Annotated in this window: 10 protein-coding genes and 1 tRNA gene; 7 read left to right on the forward strand and 4 right to left on the reverse strand. The window is 64.2% G+C overall.

What is annotated here, in order from left to right; all coding sequences use genetic code 11:
• Positions 1 to 6: 6 nt before the first annotated feature.
• Positions 7 to 82, forward strand: a tRNA-Ala gene (locus QM788_RS16720).
• A 385-nt stretch (positions 83 to 467) separates the two neighbouring features.
• Here QM788_RS16720 and QM788_RS16725 read toward each other — a convergent pair.
• Positions 468 to 1,279 (reverse strand): IS5 family transposase gene (locus QM788_RS16725; protein WP_415659607.1). Its coding sequence is split into 2 segments (ribosomal slippage): positions 468 to 949 and positions 949 to 1,279, totalling 813 coding nucleotides; the frame shifts between segments, so codons are not numbered across the junction.
• Between the two features lie 203 nt (positions 1,280 to 1,482).
• Here QM788_RS16725 and QM788_RS16730 point away from each other — a divergent pair.
• On the forward strand, positions 1,483 to 1,908 hold the full coding sequence (locus tag QM788_RS16730; protein ID WP_415662585.1) for a hypothetical protein: 426 nt from the start codon (positions 1,483 to 1,485) through the stop codon (positions 1,906 to 1,908).
• 3 nt (positions 1,909 to 1,911) lie between these two features.
• On the opposite strand, the gene QM788_RS16735 is transcribed toward QM788_RS16730, so the two are convergent.
• Entirely contained in the window at positions 1,912 to 2,925 is a 1,014-nt protein-coding gene (locus QM788_RS16735) for a transposase (RefSeq protein WP_415661394.1), read from the reverse strand.
• Between the two features lie 681 nt (positions 2,926 to 3,606).
• Between QM788_RS16735 and QM788_RS16740 the strand changes: the two genes are divergently transcribed.
• The 4 genes from QM788_RS16740 to fliQ all read left to right on the forward strand — a co-directional run bounded on the left by QM788_RS16740 (position 3,607) and on the right by fliQ (position 6,588).
• Entirely contained in the window at positions 3,607 to 3,972 is a 366-nt protein-coding gene (locus QM788_RS16740) for a hypothetical protein (RefSeq protein WP_415662586.1), read from the forward strand.
• A gap of 96 nt (positions 3,973 to 4,068) precedes the next feature.
• Positions 4,069 to 4,974, forward strand: a complete 906-nt coding sequence (locus QM788_RS16745; RefSeq protein ID WP_415662587.1) for a tetratricopeptide repeat protein — start codon at positions 4,069 to 4,071, stop codon at positions 4,972 to 4,974.
• Between the two features lie 18 nt (positions 4,975 to 4,992).
• Positions 4,993 to 6,150: a tetratricopeptide repeat protein gene (locus tag QM788_RS16750; RefSeq protein WP_415662588.1), complete on the forward strand. Its 1,158-nt coding sequence runs from the start codon at positions 4,993 to 4,995 to the stop codon at positions 6,148 to 6,150.
• Positions 6,151 to 6,321: 171 nt separating this feature from the next.
• The gene (fliQ, locus tag QM788_RS16755) at positions 6,322 to 6,588 is read left to right on the forward strand and encodes a flagellar biosynthesis protein FliQ (protein ID WP_415662589.1); all 267 of its coding nucleotides are present in this window, start codon (positions 6,322 to 6,324) and stop codon (positions 6,586 to 6,588) included.
• On the opposite strand, the gene QM788_RS16760 is transcribed toward fliQ, so the two are convergent.
• A complete protein-coding gene (locus tag QM788_RS16760; RefSeq protein ID WP_415662590.1) occupies positions 6,546 to 15,470 on the reverse strand; it encodes a hypothetical protein in 8,925 nt (2,974 codons plus the stop codon). The genes fliQ and QM788_RS16760 overlap by 43 nt on opposite strands.
• 375 nt (positions 15,471 to 15,845) lie before the next feature.
• On the opposite strand from QM788_RS16760, the gene QM788_RS16765 reads away from it, so the two are divergent.
• The gene (locus QM788_RS16765) at positions 15,846 to 16,181 is read left to right on the forward strand and encodes a YegP family protein (RefSeq protein WP_415662591.1); all 336 of its coding nucleotides are present in this window, start codon (positions 15,846 to 15,848) and stop codon (positions 16,179 to 16,181) included.
• Between the two features lie 192 nt (positions 16,182 to 16,373).
• Here QM788_RS16765 and QM788_RS16770 read toward each other — a convergent pair whose 3' ends face one another.
• On the reverse strand, positions 16,374 to 16,529 hold the full coding sequence (locus QM788_RS16770; RefSeq protein WP_415662592.1) for a DUF736 family protein: 156 nt from the start codon (positions 16,527 to 16,529) through the stop codon (positions 16,374 to 16,376).
• Positions 16,530 to 16,772 lie beyond the last annotated feature (243 nt).

Genomic DNA, 16,772 nt, shown 5'->3' on the forward strand with positions numbered 1-16,772 from the left:
TCGCGTGGGGGGGTAGCTCAGCTGGGAGAGCGCCGCGTTCGCAATGCGGAGGTCGGGAGTTCGATCCTCCTCCTCTCCACCAAACGATCCCAAGTCCTTGTTTTTCAAGGACTTTCTTTTTCGGGTCGAGCAACTTAGATGTGAAGTCCAAATTCAACATCCAAGTCATGCGTCGAGATGGACCTTTTTGGACCCGAAATCTTGGTGGCAGGTGCGGCCTCCGCACGGTCGTCGCAAGCCTCCCGCACCGAGCCGCTGCCCCCTCCCCGTCCGGCGCCTGCCGCTGATCGCCGTCGCTCGGATGCAACGCCGGCCGCATCGGCGGACGGCTGGCACCCGCGCCTTCGCGCCGGCCACCTCGTTCGCGGTGCATCCGGCATCTGGTACCTGCGGCTGGTCATCCCGGACCACGTGCGCGCCGCCAACCCCGCCTTGCCGAAGGAGTTGCGACGCTCAACTAAGAGCGGCTAACAAAACTGAATCAAGGCTCGCACGCAGATGACGCTGCACGCCAGGGATAGCAAGGCCACATGGGTATGAACGCTTCGCTCGAAACGCACGCGCAGCTTGCCGAAGGCGGCCAGCCAAGCATGCGTGCGTTCGACGACCCAGCGATGGCACCCGAGTCGGTCGTTGCGCTCGATACCCCTGCGGGCGATCCGATCCTGGATGCCTCGGCGCTTGAGGTGCTCCCGACAGCGTGCAAAGTCGTAGCCCTTGTCCGCGTGCAGCTTGTCGGGCCAGCGGCGCGGCTTTCCACGCTTTCCTCGCACATCGGGCAAGGCATCGATCAACTGCTCGAAGACCACCGAGTCGTGGCGGTTGGCTCCGGTCACGCAGAACATCAGCGGGATGCCCTGGCGGTCCGTGATGATGTGACGTTTGCTGCCGAGTTTTCCTCTGTCCGTGGGGTTGGGGCCAGTGTGCGAGCCCCCCGGGGGCTGGGCACGCTGGCCCCGTCCAGGCTGGCTCGGCTGAAGTCCAGCCGCCCGGCGCTACGCAGTTCGGCCAACAACAGCATATGCAATTGGTGCCACACACCGGCATCCTGCCATTGGCGCAGTCGCCGCCAGCAGGTCATGCCACTGCCGAAGCCCAGTTCCTGGGGCAACTCTTCCCAGGGGATGCCGGTGCGCAGCACGAACAGGATGCCGTTCAGAGCCATCTCGTCGCTCACCCGTGGACGACCGCCCTTGACCGAGGGCACGAATACCGGCAGCAGTGGCTCAATCTTCTTGAACAGCGCCGCGCTGATTTCCTTGTTCTTGGTTCGACCCATGTACCGTCAAACGCACTTCAACCGCCTGACGATGACAGGGTTGTGTTAGCCGCTCTTAGAGGGGCGGGCCTGGTAGCGTCAGCCCTGCATACAAGGCGGTCACTGCGGCCCTCGGAATGGTGACCGATGGCCTTGGGACTGTGCAAGGCGTCGCCATGACCCTTACAGGTGCAGCGCTTACTGCCACACCGGAACCGACCACGTTGACCAAGTGGGCCGGTGTTCCTTTGACAGCGTATGGTGCTGCCTTCACGGTAAAGAGCACTGCTGGCTTCGGACTGAATACGACGAACCTGATAAAAGCCCTTAGTGGTTCGGCAGTGGAGTCCGATTACTTGCCGGGCAGTGCACTTGAAATGGCGGTGAGCCTCAGTGGTGGTTCGCCTGAAGCCCAACGCTTGGCGGTTGCTGGGGATATGGCGTGGGGGCTTGCTACAGGTCTAGTTCTAGATGCTCGAGTCGCGACGGGGGCGGTAACTAACCCACGTATTGCAGCGTTGTTCCAAGCGCCGACTTACACCACGGCAGGGCGGCAAGCTACGCTGCTTGCACCGAATGCATGGAATATGGTGACGCGCATTGAACCGCGCGCAAGCCTCTTGGACTTGACCGTCAAGTCGTACGAATAGGACTTACGCAAAACGCATCAAAACCGAAGGACTTCGCAGCTCCTGGCGCATCCGCTCGGAAAGCCAACTGGTCTTGATCTGATACATCGAAGAGAGTTTTTCCTTGGCCACCGCCCGCAGCCGCAGCCAAACCAAGATCGCGCAGGCGATGTGGTTTCTCTGCATTCGCGCCTTGCGGCACTGACACTTCTCAACGCCCGTCAGCTGCTTGAGTTCTCGATGAAACTGCTCGATCTTCCAGCGCAGCGCACACGCCTTTTGCGTGCCCTGCGTCGAATCTTGAGCCAGATCGTTCGTCACGACCCAATCCGTGCGGTGGGAAGACACCGTCACCCGGAAGAGCTTCACCTTGTAGTCCCTGGGGAATCCCTTGATCTTGATCAGCTTGCCGCGCTCAGCCTCTTGTGCCGTCCAGCACAAGCCGCTCACTGCCCGGTACGGCGTTTGGCCGGCGCTGTCATCGACCAGCCGGTTGGCCTTGATCGGGCAGTAAAAGCGTCTGCCCAGGCTGTCCACCAGCAGCATCAGCTCCATCGTGGCGTACCAGGTGTCGAACAGCACCCGGGTGAAGGGCAGTGCTTTGTTGCCCGCAGCGCTGACCAACATGTCGCGCACGTGCTCCAGCTTGGTCTTGCCGTCCTGCTCGGGCGCAAACAATCGATAGTCGATGGGCCAATACTCGCCGGTGTCGGGGTTGACGTAGAGGCAGTTCACCAGGCCGATCCCTTTGATGATGCCGTGGGCATTGCCGCTGTACTGCCGGCGAACCAACTCGATCTGGTGCGAATGGCCTTTGTCGAGGATGGTGTCGTCAAACACGATGCATCCCCGGGGGGATGGAACGATGTCACGCTGCGCATGCTCCCAAACCAAGCTGGCCGACAGCTTGTCGCCTTGCAGGTATCGCTTCACCGCATCGTGGCTGAATCCCTGGCCGTGATCCGCAAAGTTCGTCATGGTGAAATTGGTCTGGCTGGTCAGGATGAACTGGCAGTAGTCGATTCTTTTGATGGACAATTTGCATGCTGAGGTCGATGCGGCACATTATCCAACAAATACCCTGCGGGGTCTATTAATTTAAACATTTGCGTAAGTCCTAACGAAAACATTTGGCAGCCGTTGGCGCCGCCGAGGAAGGAGTAGCAGTCGTGCGCGTTGGAGACCACATTCCCCGTCGGCTGCAAGCCGTAGCCTCTCTTCTATGGCCACTCGGTATTGCGCTCAATTTAGTTCTTGCGGTGTCGCCACTCTGGGGGTGGCATCCATTCCTAGGCTGGGGCGCATCAATTGTCTTGTCGACCTTCGTGTGGGATGAGCGCCGTGCTATTGCCGCTGCACTGGGTGGGCAAGGGCGAATTGCAGACCGGTTGTTCGCTTACTACTTGCTTCTTGCTGCTGCGAGCGCCTTGCTGCTCAACGCGGTACTCGCATTTGCTTCGGCGTGAATTGAGGGTCACTGGCTCGGGACTGAGGCTCATTGAGGACTGATCTCCAAGGTGCATAGCCGGGTCCAGGCCGGCCGCTGGCCGCCCGTGAGGGCTTGGCCTTGACGCGGTGGCGCCACCATCGACGCTCGCCGTGGGCGGTTCGAGCCCACCGCCGAGGCTGTGCCGATATCGCGAGCGCCCGCCGGCCAGCCACAATGCGGCGTTCACACGGGTTGCCATGACGCCACCGATTTCCCCTCTGGCTCGCGCCTTGATCCTGCTCCAGGTGGAGCAGGCGCAGTCGCGCGGTGTGCGGCCGGAGGGCCAGGCTCCGGCTCGCGCTGCGGCGGGCCAGGGCGCGCCGGTCGGCGGGGGCCGCGTGGATGCCACGGCGTTGCAGCGCCTGCCTGCAAGACTCAGGACTCTGAGGGCCGGGCAGCGTGACGCGTTGCCGCGTGCCAAAGTGTTGCGCCTGTTTGTCGAGGCGGCACTGCTGGATGAACTGGGCAGTGCGCTGCAACTGGATCCGGCGTTTGGCGACATGGTGGAACGGACCTGTCGGGCCATTGAGCAGGATGAAGGCGGTGCCCGCCTGCTGGCTGATGCCCTGGCCGAGTTGCAGGCTCTGGCCAGCTGAGCCTCCGCGCCCATCAGGGAGCCATGCCGAGCCGGTCTGCATGGCGCAGGTTTGCCTGGGGGTGTTGGTGGTTGGCAAGTCGGATTCGCCCGCGGCGTGGTCACCTCAATCCGGCAGTTGACCGCTTGCCATTCATCGAAAGCGCTGATGTTTCAACACCTTGCCGCCCATGCGGAGATCGGCACTTCGGTGGGCACCGCTGCACGCCCGCTGGTCTGGCGCTGCGGGCATGCCCATGCCCAACTGCCGGATTTGGGGTCACCTCAGCCAGCGCCCGGTGCCACACGCTTCGTGGCCTCACAATCGCGCGCATTGCGGAGGCTCATCGTTCCTGTCATGTCCATTGACTCACTCACCAAGCTGACTCAAACCGAGCTGTTGGCCCTGGCCCTGGAGGCTTCGCGGCGGGATGACGCGGGGCATGCGCTCGCCTACCTGAAGGAGGCCGCCGGCCGGGCCGATGCTTCGGCCCATGCGCTTTTCATGCTGGGCAGCGAGTACGCGCAACTCGGGCTTGCGGCGGAAGCGAAGGCCAGCATGGCCAGGGCGGTCGAGCTGGGGCCGGACTTCCCGCTGGCCCGCTTCCAGCTCGGCATGCTGCATGTGACCTCGGGCGAGGTCGAGGCCGCGAAGGCGGCATGGGCGCCGTTGGCGTCACTGGGCACGCTGCATCCCCAGGCATATCTCGCCGCCCTCCATCGCGGCATGCTCCATCTCGTGGCGGATGAGTTCGATGCGGCCGTGCAGGCATTGAGCGAGGGCGTGGAGCAGAACCATGACAACCCTCCCCTGAATGGCGATATGCGTCGCGTCATCGATGCCATCCAGCACCTGCCTGGTCGGGATGGCGCGACATCTGCGGCGGTGGAAGCGCCTGCGCCAGTCCCTGGCAGCGCCGTTGCGGCCAAGCCGGAAGATGCGGTGGTATCGGGTGCCGAGGCAGGCCTTGAGCCCGAGCATCTTTTCATTTCCGCGTACACGCATCGCGGCAAGCCGCATTGATCGCCTCCGGGATTTGTGATGACTGCCGCCATCGACCGTTTGAACCGCCTGCTGGATTACCTGGCCCAGGATCCACGCAACCCGCAGTTGTTGGCCGACGTGGCCGACCTGCAGTTGCAGCTTGGCGACTGGGGTGCCGCGAAGTCAACGCTGCAACAGCAGTTGCAGCGCCAGCCCGGCGATGCGCTGGCGCGATACCGTCTGGCCGTGGCTGAACGCGCTGTGGGGAACGCTGCTGAAGCCCTGCCTTTGCTGCAGGCGCTGATCAGCGAGGGCCATGCACACGCCGCCGTTGTGCAGGAGTTGGCCCGCTGCCATGCGCAGCAGGGGAACTGGTCTGCCGTCGTTTCAGAGCTGGCCTCGCAAGAGGCCACAAAGCTGCCGCCGGACGATGCCGATGCGGTTCGGCTGCTGCGTATTCGTGCGCAGCATCATCTGGGCGATTTGGAGGCGGCGTTGGCTGAGTCGCGTGCCTGGCAAGCCGGGCGTGGGCATGCCTTGCCCGTGCAGGGATGGGCTGCGATTGCGACCTTGCTGCTGGATGCCGAACGCATGGACGATGCGGCGCAGCTGTTGGCGCAAGCCGGCGCCGAGGCGATTCAGGGCAATGCGGAACTTGCGGCCGCCGCTGGTTTTGTCGAGCTGGGCCGGGGCCAGTTGGATGGAGCGCTGGGGCATTTCGTGCGGAGCACGAGCATCGAGCCCCGCATGGGGCGTGCGCATCTGGGCCAGGGCCTGGTGCTTGCGGCGCAAGGTGACATGTCTCGGGCCATCGAGGCGCTCAAGGTGGCGGTTGAGGTGTCGCCGGACCATCTGGGCAGTTGGCATGCGCTGGCCTGGATGCAACTGCTGTCGCGGGACGTCGAAGGCGCCGCCGCGAGCTTTCAATCGGCCTTGTCCCGGGACGACAACTTTGGCGAGACACATGGCGGCCTGGCCCTGGTCGCCGCGTTGCGCGGCGACCGGCAGTCGAGCGAGCGCCATCTGAGGACCGCATCAAAGCTCGATGCAGCCTCGGTGAATGCCATGGTGGCCAGGATGGTGCTTGAGCATGGGCCGGGCATGCTGGACTCGGAGCTGCTGGGGCGGGCGCTGGATCGATTCGTGGGCTCGACGGCAGGCAGCAACCCGGCGTTGCAGGCGATGTGGGCAAGGATGACGGCACGCGCCACCTGAACCGGTCATGGCGCGCTCGCATGCCCTGCGGGGTTGGCGTATACCCCGTGACGCAAGGAAGAACATTTCGTTAAACTTGTCACACAATCGCGTAGAACGTTAATCGCCCGCAACAGACTGGCAGTGATAGCCAGGACAACAAGAATGGGCAAGCTACAGGGAGGAGGCGCTTTGACACCGGACGTTTCGCTGCATCTGTTTGCTCAATTGCTGTGGCAGGCGGTGGTGGTGTCCGCGCCGTTGCTGCTGACCGTGTTGATCGTGGGCCTGCTTGTGAGCGTCTTCCAAGTGGTCACCCAGATCCAGGAGATGTCGCTCACCTTCATTCCCAAGCTGCTGGCCAGCGTGGCGGTGCTGGTGTTTGCCGGGCCTTGGATGCTGAGCCAGCTCGTGGCTTACAGCAGCGCCCTGATTCGCACCATCCCCCGGCTGGTTTGACCGCCATGCCTTGGTTTGATCCGGCCTGGTCGGTGGCACTGCTGCTGCTTTGGGCTCGCCTGGGTGCCTTGCTGGGTTTGAGTCCGCTCGCGCAGGCGGTGAAGGCGCCGCCGGCCTTCTGGGTGCTGTTGACGCTTGCTTTGTCCGGCATCCTTTGCGCGGCGCTGGGCCTGCGTGCACCGGTGCCTGCTGGCCTGGGGGCGTTGAGCCTGTTGCTGCTGAGCGAGGTGGCGCTGGGCGCGCTGCTCGGCTTGTCGCTGCATGCGGCTTTCGCTGCGCTGGCCATGGCCGGGCGACTGCTCGACTTGCAGACCGGATTTGGCATGGCGACCGTGCTGGATCCGGTGACCCGTGCCAACACGCCGGTGATGGGTGTCGCGCTGACCATGGTCGGGCTGTCCGTGTTCTTCGGCAGCGATGGCCATCTGGCGCTGCTTCGCGGCATCGTGCAGACGGCTCAGTGGGTGCCGCCCGGCACGATCTGGCAACTGCCGTCCGCCGAACACCTGATCAAGGCGACCGGCTCGATGTTCAGTCTTGCCATCGTCGTGATGGCGCCCGCTCTTTTCCTGTTGCTGCTCACCGAGTTGGTGCTTGATTTCGTGTCGCGCGTGCTGCCGCAGATGAACGTGATGTTCGTCGGCATGCCCGTCAAGGTGCTGGTGGGGTTGGGCGTGCTGGCCATCGCGGCGCCGGGTATGGCGCCGGCCATCGGTGATGGCCACGACGCGGCCGAGCGCGTCGTAGACGTTGATCGTCTCGGTGCCGGTCTCCAGGGGGTTGCCGTTGCCGTCCAGCACCCGGTTGAGGATTTGCACGGTGTTGCCCGCGCCGTCGTATTGGTAGCGGGTCTGGGCGTTGGCGAGTTGGGTGCCGAGGGTGTTGGTGCCGCTGCGCTGGCCGAGTTGCAGGCCGACCAGGGTGGTGCTGCGCAGCAGGCCGCGGCGGTCGTAGGCGCTTTGCGTGACGCGGTCGAAGCCGATGGCGCTCGTTGCGCCGGCGCTGGCGCGCAGGTCGGGCACGGCGGCCCCGGGGTTGCCAGGGGTGGTCCTGGTGGCGTATTCGATGCTTTGGGTGACGTCCCCAAAGGCATTGCGGCTGTAGTCGGTGACGCCGCCTTCGGCGTCGACGGTGCGGGTCAGGCCGCCCTGGAGGTCGTAGAGCTTGCTCTCGCGCGACAGCCGGTTCGGGTCGTTGGCCAGTTGCGTGTCCTTGAAGGCCAGTTCACCGAAGGCGTTGTAGGTGTAGGCGGTGACGCGGCTCCAGGTGCCGCTTTGGCCGCTGGCCGCATCAAAGCTGAACACGCCGCCCCCGAGGTCTTCGGTGCGCAGCGTGCGCCCGAGTTGGTCCAGGTAGGTGGTGACGCTGCGCTGGCCCGCGGCGTTCTGCGCGGCCTGCGCTGCGGCCTTGAGCACGTCGGCGCTGATGCTCAGGCTGTCGGTGAAGCTGGCGCCGGTGCCGATGCGCTGCAGCGTGCCGGACTCGCCCACGCGATCGGAGTAGAGGTGGCGCGAGACGTTGTGGTTGGCGTCGATCTCCAGCACGACGCGACCCAGTGCGTCGTAGGTCTTGTAGCTGTAGTTGCCGGAGATGTCGAGGTTGGCCACGGCCTGGCCGAAGGCGTCGTAGACGGTCTGCGTGACGAGTTCGCGGACGGCCTCTTTGCGGCTGAGGGCGGCGCCACCGGCGCCGTTGGCGCCGAGGTCGTCCTGGCCGGCGTCGTACACGCCCACGGCGGCGAAGCGGGTCTTGATCTGGCGGCCCAGCGCGTCGTATTCGTAGCGAGTGGTGCGCTGCTGGCCGGCGATGCCGGCGGCCTCGGTGCGGCTGGCCAGGCTGCCGAAGGCGTCGTAGGTGTAGCGGGTGGCCAGGCGCTGGCCGGCGGCCAAGGTGATGTTCAGGGAGGCGTCGACGCTGTGGATGTCGACCGCGGCGCCGAGTTCCTGGGTCAGGCGGCCGGCCGCGTCGTACTGGTAGTCGGTGGTGGCGCCGTTCTTGTTGGTGTACTGGACCTTGCGGCCGAAGGCGTCGTAGGCGTAGCGCTCGACGTAGCCTTCGCCATCGGTGGCGCTGAGCACGCGGCCGGCCGCGTCGTAGATGTAGCGAGTGAGGCGGTCGCTGGCGGCGTTGGCCGTGATGCGTGCCGCGATCTGGGGGGCACTGACGACGGCGGGCAGGTCGGAGAGGAGGGCTTCGTTGGCGTAGGCGATGTGCTCGCTGAGTCGGCCCAGCGGGTCGTAGCGGCGTTCGGTGAGGCTGAAGTATTTGCTGGCGCCGCTCACCTGGTGGGATTGCGCGGTATGGATGAGGCGTCCAACGGCGTCATAGGTGTAGAGGGTTTCTCGGGCGCTGAGCGTGTTGCCGGGCAGCAGGGCTCGCACGGCGGCTTCGCTGGCGCCGTCGGTCACCGCGTTGTAGGCGATGTAGTCGGCGTACTGGATGCTGCGGACCACGTGGCCCAGGGCGTCGTAGACGGTTTCGGTGACGGTGCCTTGGTTGGCCGCACCGTTGGACAGCGCCACGGTGAAGCGCACGCGGCCCAGCGCGTCGTAGACGAACCGGGTCTTGTGGTCGTAGCTGGCGTCGGCTTGCACGGCCGCATCGAACGCCGCCATCGTGGGTGCCAGGCTGGTGGGCAGCCTCCGGGCGTAGCCGATACGCTCCAGCACGTTGCCCGCCCCGTCGTACCGGTTCCTCACCACCCCGCCCAAAGCGTCTTGCGTGTACGCCAGTCGGCCGCCCCCGTCGTAGACATACCTCGTGGTGCGGTCACGTGTGGGATCAGACAGCGTGGCCAGGAAGCTGGCGAACTGGGCTTGCGTGCCTACGTCGGATTGCCCGCCCACCACAGCTTGCGTGGTCACGCCAAAGCCCCAGCCACGCTCACTCAAAGAAGCCACGTCGGCGCTGCGGAAGTCCTCGGCGAAGACCTCTCCGCGCATCACGCTGCTGACGCGTAGATCGTCGTAGATCACACCTCCGTCGGTCGACGCGATCTGGTTGTAGAGGTACACCGACATGATGTCGTCGTGCGCCATCCGCCAAGTCAGCGTCAGTGTCTGCCAGCCATCATTGCCATAGATGAAGTTGCTGATGCTGTTGTCGTAAGGGTCCGGGCCGCCTGCGTCACCCAGGAACATCTCGCCGCGCAAATGGGGTGGTGCCTTGAAGCGAACCGTGGCTGTGACCACATCGCCGGCCGTGAAGGTACCCAGCGTGTAGTTGTTCATGCCATGCCACTGGCCATCGGTGTTGAGAAGCTTGATCGCGCCACCGTTGGGTACCTGATTGGCCAGCTCACGCACGACCACGAGTTGGCCAGCCGCGTCGTACTCATGCTGGGTCACCGAACCCATCGGATCTACGCTGTATGTCAGTCGGCCTGCAGCGTCGTAGACGTACCGCGTGGTGCGGTCGGCCGCGGTGGCGACGGGGCGCCATCCTTCTGCGGCACTCGCATCCGGGTTGACCTGGCGCACGGCCATGTTGGCCACGAAGAGATAAGAATCCTCATGGCCGGCGACCGTGCGCCCCTTCTTAACCTCGATGCGGATTTGCGAAGCTCCGTCTGGGACGGTGACATAACCGCTGAGCAGCTTGTAGCCCGACAAGGACGTGCCGCCTATGGCTTCTTCAACTCCCATCGTGGCCTGCCCACCGACTGGAACCGCCCAGGCCACGTGCTCGCCATTGCTGTTGATGAAGTTCACCCACAACGCCGCGTCAGCACGATGCACACCAACGAGTGCCGACACGAAATACCGCTGCCCCGGCAGCACCGGCGTGGACTGGACATCCACGTTGCTGTAGATCACCGCACCATTGGGGTTGTCGCGCGCAGCGTTGTTGGGGTGACGCAGCCACAGCGTGCCTTGCCCGGGCACGCTCCAATTTGGGTTCAGGCTGTTGCCGGACTCAAGCCAGTCATACGACCAGAAGCCATACCCTGCTGCCCCGGCCTCAAAGCTGCTGTTGGGCAGCATGTTCTTGGCCGAGTTGGCGTACCGGATGGTCTGGACGACCTGACCTGCCGCGTCGTAGACGTGCTCCGTGATCGCGCCGTCAGCATCGATCTCGCCAACCTTGCGGCCCGCCGCATCGTATTTGTAGCGCATGATCTGGTCGGCTGCGGTGGCGACGGGGCGCCATCCTTCTGCGGCACTCGCATCCGGGTTGACCTGGCGCACGGCCATGTTGGCCACGAAGAGATAAGAATCCTCATGGCCGGCGACCGTGCGCCCCTTCTTAACCTCGATGCGGATTTGCGAAGCTCCGTCTGGGACGGTGACATAACCGCTGAGCAGCTTGTAGCCCGACAGGGACGTGCCGCCTATGGCTTCTTCAACTCCCATCGTGGCCTGCCCACCGACTGGAACCGCCCAGGCCACGTGCTCGCCATTGCTGTTGATGAAGTTCACCCACAACGCCGCGTCAGCGCGATGCACACCAACGAGTGCCGACACGAAATACCGCTGTCCCGGCAGCACCGGCGTAGATTGGGTGTCCACGTTGCTGTAGATCACCGCGCCATTGGGGTTGTCGCGCGCAGCGTTGTTGGGGTGACGCAGCCACAGCGTGCCTTGCCCGGGCACGCTCCAATTTGGGTTCAGGCTGTTGCCGGACTCAAGCCAGTCATACGACCAGAAGCCATACCCTGCTGTCCCGGCCTCAAAGCTGCTGTTGGGCAGCATGTTCTTGGCCGAGTTGGCGTACCGGATGGTCTGGACGACCTGACCTGCCGCGTCGTAGACGTGCTCCGTGATCGCGCCGTCAGCATCGATCTCGCCAATCTTGCGGCCTGCCGCGTCGTACTTGTAGCGAGTGACTTGACCCTTGGCATCCGTGATGCTGGCCAGATTGCCCTGGCGGTCATGAGCGTACGTGGTGATGAGGTTCAACCCTGCGGGGTCGATGGTCTGGCTGGTTTTGCGGCCGAGCTGGTCGTACGTGAAGAGCGTGACGGTGCCCTTGGCGTCCGTCACGGTGCTCACCCGCCCATTGGCGTCGTAGCTCGTGCGCGTGGTCAGGTTCAATCCCGACGGGTCCACCGTCGTGGCCGTGGCTCGCCCCTTGGCGTCCATCTGCGTCCTGGTCGTCGTCCCGTTCGGGCCGGTGACGTACAGTTGGTTGCCCGCGTCGTCATAGACGCTGGTGGTCGTCAGGTTCAGCCCCGTGGGGTCCACGCGCTGCCTGAGCACGCGGTTGAGCAGGTCGTACTCGTAGACGGTGTTGGTCTGCACGCCGCCGGCTGCGCTGCGGATGCTGCTGAGCAGGCTGGCAGTGTTGAAGCCCGTGGCCTTCAAGCTGTAGCGCAGGGTCTGGCTGACGTTGCCGCTGGCGTCGTAGCGGGTCTCGCTGAATCCGCCCTCGCCATCGAGCCGGCCCACGAGCTGGCCACGGGCGTTGTAGAAGTCCAGCGTCTTGCGGTCATTGGCGCTGTCGCCCGGGCGCACCTGCGCCAGGGTGGTGGCGGCATTGGTGATCTGGCCCACCTGGGCCGCGCTGGCGAACTGCGTGCGCTGCAGCGTGGCCACGAGCCGGCCTGCCGCGTCGTACTGGCGCTCGCTCAAAGCCCCCGTGGCGTCCATGCTGCCGGTGGCCAGCCCATCGTTGTCGTAGAAGCTGCGCAGGATCTGGTCTTGGCTGCTCGCGCCTGGCGCCACCTGCGCGAGCGTGGGTGCGGCCCCCAGGCTCGAAGTCGCCACGGCGTTGGCATAGCGCCGCGTCAGAAACAGCCGGCCGCTGTTGTCGTACGTGAACTCCGTGACCGCGCCCAGCGGGTCGATGCTGCGCGTGAGGCGTCCGGCGCCGTCGTACACGCTCCAGCGCTTGATGTCGCTGGCGCTGGCTGCGGGGCGAACCTGCCCCAGGCTGACGTTGGTCGGCCGGCCGTTGGCGTCGATGAGGCTGGGCAGGTTGACCAGGTTGGCATACGCCACGGTCTGCGTGACCTGGCCGGCCTTGTTGTAGACGGTTTCGGTGAGTTGGCCCAGGGCATTGACCTGGCCCACCAGGCGGTCGGCGTCGTCGTACAGGAACCACTGCCGGTTGCCCACCGCGTCTTGCGTCATGCGCAGCCGGCTGTCAGCGTCGTAGTGGCTCTTGACTCTGCTCAGAGTCGGACCGCTTTCAAAGTCCAGGTCTGAAACTTGACCACCAAAGCTGTAGAACGACGAGTCCGCGTACAGCGGCTGGGTGATATTTGTTGTCACCGAACGCAGCACGACACCGTTCTTGATGTACTGAATCACCGTACCGTCATAGCCCACGCTGAGTAGATCACCTGCGGCATAGGTGCCGAAGTTGCCAATGTGAGCGCCACTTTCGTAAATGTGCAAAGCACCATCGGGCGTCATATAGAACGCCAAATCAAGGGAGGCGTAGTAGTTGTCAAAAGCTGGGTCGGTGTTGAGGCCGACCATCAGGTATTTGTTGGTCTGCGACGGCCTGAAGCTGACGCTGGCACCACCGCTGTAGCCGACCTTGGATCTGAAGGCCGAGTTCCAGTCATCCACCTCGCTGGTCTTCGTGGCGGTCGGCCCATCGATGCTGACGCCGGCCTCCCCCACGAAGACTCCGTTGGCAAATGGATAGCGCTCGAATTGCAGGTCGGAGACCTTGCCTCCGACGCTGTAGAACGACGAGTCCGCATAAAGCGGCTGGGTGATGGTCGCCGCCACCGCACGCAGCACCTGGCCGTTGCGGACGTAGCGTATGTTGACGCCATCGTACGTCACAGCCAGTTGGTCGCCAGCGCTGTAGGAGCCGAAGTAACCAATGTGGTTTCCACTCTCATAGATCTGAAGATAGCCATCGACATTGCAATACATTGCCCAGTCGATGCTGGCATAGTTGTTGTCGGTGGCAGGGTCAGTTTTGAGGCCAACCATGATGTACTTATTGTTCTGTGCCGGCCGAAAGCTCACGCTGGCGCCTCCCGCAATACCCTGCTTGCTATATGCACCTGAGTCCCAACCGTCGCTGCCCGAGTTCTTGCCGAGCAAGTTACCGTCCAACGACATGTTGGCGCTCGTGACATAACGAGCGTCAAGCGTGGTAGGGCTACTCTCGACCACACTGACGGCACGCCCGAGCTTGTCGAAGGTGCTGGTGGCGACGAGGCCGTTGAAGGCGGTGGTGCGCACGCTGCCGCCGGCATCGTCGTAGCTGTTGACGCTGACCTGGTTCAGCGCGTTGGTGGTGGTGAGCACGCGGCCCAGGCCGTCGTAGGTGCTCTGAGTGACGCCGCTGCGCGCATCGATGGTCTTGATCAGCAGCCCTGCGGCGTCGTAGATGTACTGCGTGAGGTTGGCCCCCTGGCCATTGCCTGCGGCATCGACGCTGTCGTAGCTGGTGCTGCGGCTGAGTTGGCCGCGCCAGTCGTAGGCGCAGTCCACGCGCTGGGTCTTGCTGCGGTCCTGCGCGTTGGCCCAATTGGCCATGTCCGTGTCGCTGGGGATGCTGCTCCAGGACCAGCCGCCGAGCGCGTAGGTGGCGCCGGCATATTGGATGGTGCTGGTGCGCTGGCCGAAGCTGTCGTGGCGGTACTCGGTGACGCGGCCTTCGGCGCTGATCGTGAAGCGCAGCCGCATGCCCGTGTTGTCGTAGACGTAGCGCGTGGCCGGAGCGGTGCTGCCGGGCTCGCCCGACGTGGCGATGGTCTCGGCGATGAGTCGGTTCCGGGCGTTGTAGCTGCGGCGCACGACGTTGCCCGCCGCGTCCGTCTGGCGGATGACGTTGGCGGCACCGTCATAGGCCATCACGACACTGCGCCCCTCGGCATCGGTGATGGCGGTGACGTTGCCAACGCTGTCGTAGGTGTAGCTGAGGGTGCTTGCGACGCCGTTGACTGCGGGAGCGCTCACCGATAGCAACTGGCCGCTGGCGTCGTAGCGGTAGACGCTGGCCTGGCCCAGCGCGTCGGTGACGGTGGTGGCCCGGTTGCCGGTGTCGTAGCTGAACGTGGTGACGCCCCCCAGCGCATCGGTGACGGTCTGGACGCGCTGGCTGGCGTCGTAGGTGAAGCTGAGCTTGGCGCCGTCGCTTTGTGTGATGCTGGCGATGCGCTTGCTGCTGCCGTCGTAGGCATAGGTCGTGGTGAAGACCCGGCCATCGGCCACCGAATTGTCTTCGGGGCTGAGATCGACGGTGACGCTCTGCAGCCGGCTGTCGGCGTCATAGCCATAGCGCACGCGCGTGAGCGTGCGGTCCAGCCCGCCAGCCTCGCTGCTCTTGGTGACGGTGCGCATCTGCGTGACCATGCCGTCATCGCTGTAGTCGTAGTAGGTGATCTCGCCAGCTGACGTCGTCACGCTGTGCAGCGGCCCCCACGGCCCGTGATACGTGAAGGTCAGGCTGTTGCCGCTGCTGTCCGTCAAGCTGATCGGGCGGCCAGTGGAGTTGCTGTAGGTCTCGGTGGCTTGACTTGAACCATCCACGAAAACCCAACGCCCCCCCACTTGGCTGAGGGTGTCTGCAGGGCCTCCGCCTTGGTAGCTGACGTACTTGTTGAGGTTGCTGTCCCAGGAGAACCTGGTTTCTGAGCCATCCTCATCCCATCGGGAAACGACGGCGCCCGGCGTGCCGGGAGTGCCACTGTGCCACCAGACCTTGCGTATCATCTCGCTCAGCCACTGGTCGCCGTTGAGGTCGTCGCCCAAACCTCCCTGGCTGTTGTACGTGCGCAGGCCTGGGGCATCCAGCCCCCGGCCCTCGAGCATCTCGTCGCGGTTCTGAATGACAAGATTGCCGTTGGCGGCGTTGACGTACACACGGTCGCTCTGGCGACCAAAAGTCGCCGTGCCCCCGACGCCCGCGCTTCCCAGCACCGCGCCAGAACTCAGGTTCAAACCCAGGCCATTGCCAGACACCACTGCAACCATTTGCCACTCTCCCTGCATGCCCGAGCCACGGCTTCACGCGCCGGGCCGGCTGGACACTGAACAACCACCGCCATCTCGGTTCAGATGAGGTTTTCCGGGAATGCTGCCGTAGGTTTAGTGGCGGATACAAATGGTTGCATTTGGAGTGATGGAAGCTGACCTGCGAGGGCATGCACCGGAGGTGCGACACCAGCTGCGGGCCAGCCGGATTGAAACGTTGCTGCCGCATCATTGGTCGCCATCCACCTGACGCCGTCATCCTCGATCATCCCTGTCAAGGCCAGTCGAACAGACGCCTCCCATGATCCGCCACGGGCTCTGGTACAAACACAGCGCCATCCGGCCATTCAAACCACACTCGCCAGGAGGAATCCAATGAGCGGCAAGTTCGAGATCACAAAGTCCAAGAACGACAAGTTCATGTTCAATCTCAAGGCCGGCAACGGCGAGGTCATCCTGACTAGCCAGATGTACGAGGCCAAGACCAGCGCTCAGCAGGGCATCGATTCAGTCAAGGCCAATGCTCCGCTGGACGAACGCTACGAGCGCGCAACCTCGTCCAGCGGCAAGCCGTACTTCAACCTCAAAGCCGCCAACGGCCAAGTCATCGGCAACAGCGAGATGTACTCCTCGGCCTCGGCCATGGAAGGCGGCATCGCCTCGGTCAAGAAGAACGCCCCCGACGCCCAGGTCGTGGACCTGAGCGCCTGAGGCTGGGCTGAAAGCGCACCCCACCACAGCGGGGCTCCGGGGCGGCGATCAGCCGCCCTTGCTGTGCGCGTCCAGATCAGGTTGCGCGCGCCGCCCTGGCCTTCGACCAGGCGGGCGCAGAGGGTGGCCGAGAACGAAGGGGGCGTCCAACGTTATCGCCAGGTAGGACCGGTCGGCCTTACCGCCCTTCTTCTAGGCCACTCCGATCTCCAGCCCGTTGCCCGTGATGATGCGGAAGTCCGGGGCGTGCTCGCTGCCGTTGTCGTTAGGCACGACGTGGACATTGACGTTCAAGGCGAGAGTCCACGCGGTGCCGGCGTAGCTGTTGCCCGTGCCGATGATGCTCATGGTGATTTTCTTTCCTTGAAACGCGCTGGAACGTATTCCAGGCGTTCCGAGGCATCCGCGCCGATGCTGCACAGCCCCTGCCACCACAGGCGGCGCAGCCGCAGGACTGGCCTGCGGGTCCAAGCGCTCGCTGAAGCTTCCGAACTGCGCACACACGTCGCGACAGTTGCAGCTCGAACTTGTCGACCAACAGTTGAGCCACTGCACCTATCGAGACGCTGCCCGCCAAGCCAGATCGCGCTC

Origin of the sequence: Roseateles sp. (genome assembly GCF_047654785.1) — a bacterium.
GTDB lineage: Bacteria > Pseudomonadota > Gammaproteobacteria > Burkholderiales > Burkholderiaceae_C > Pelomonas.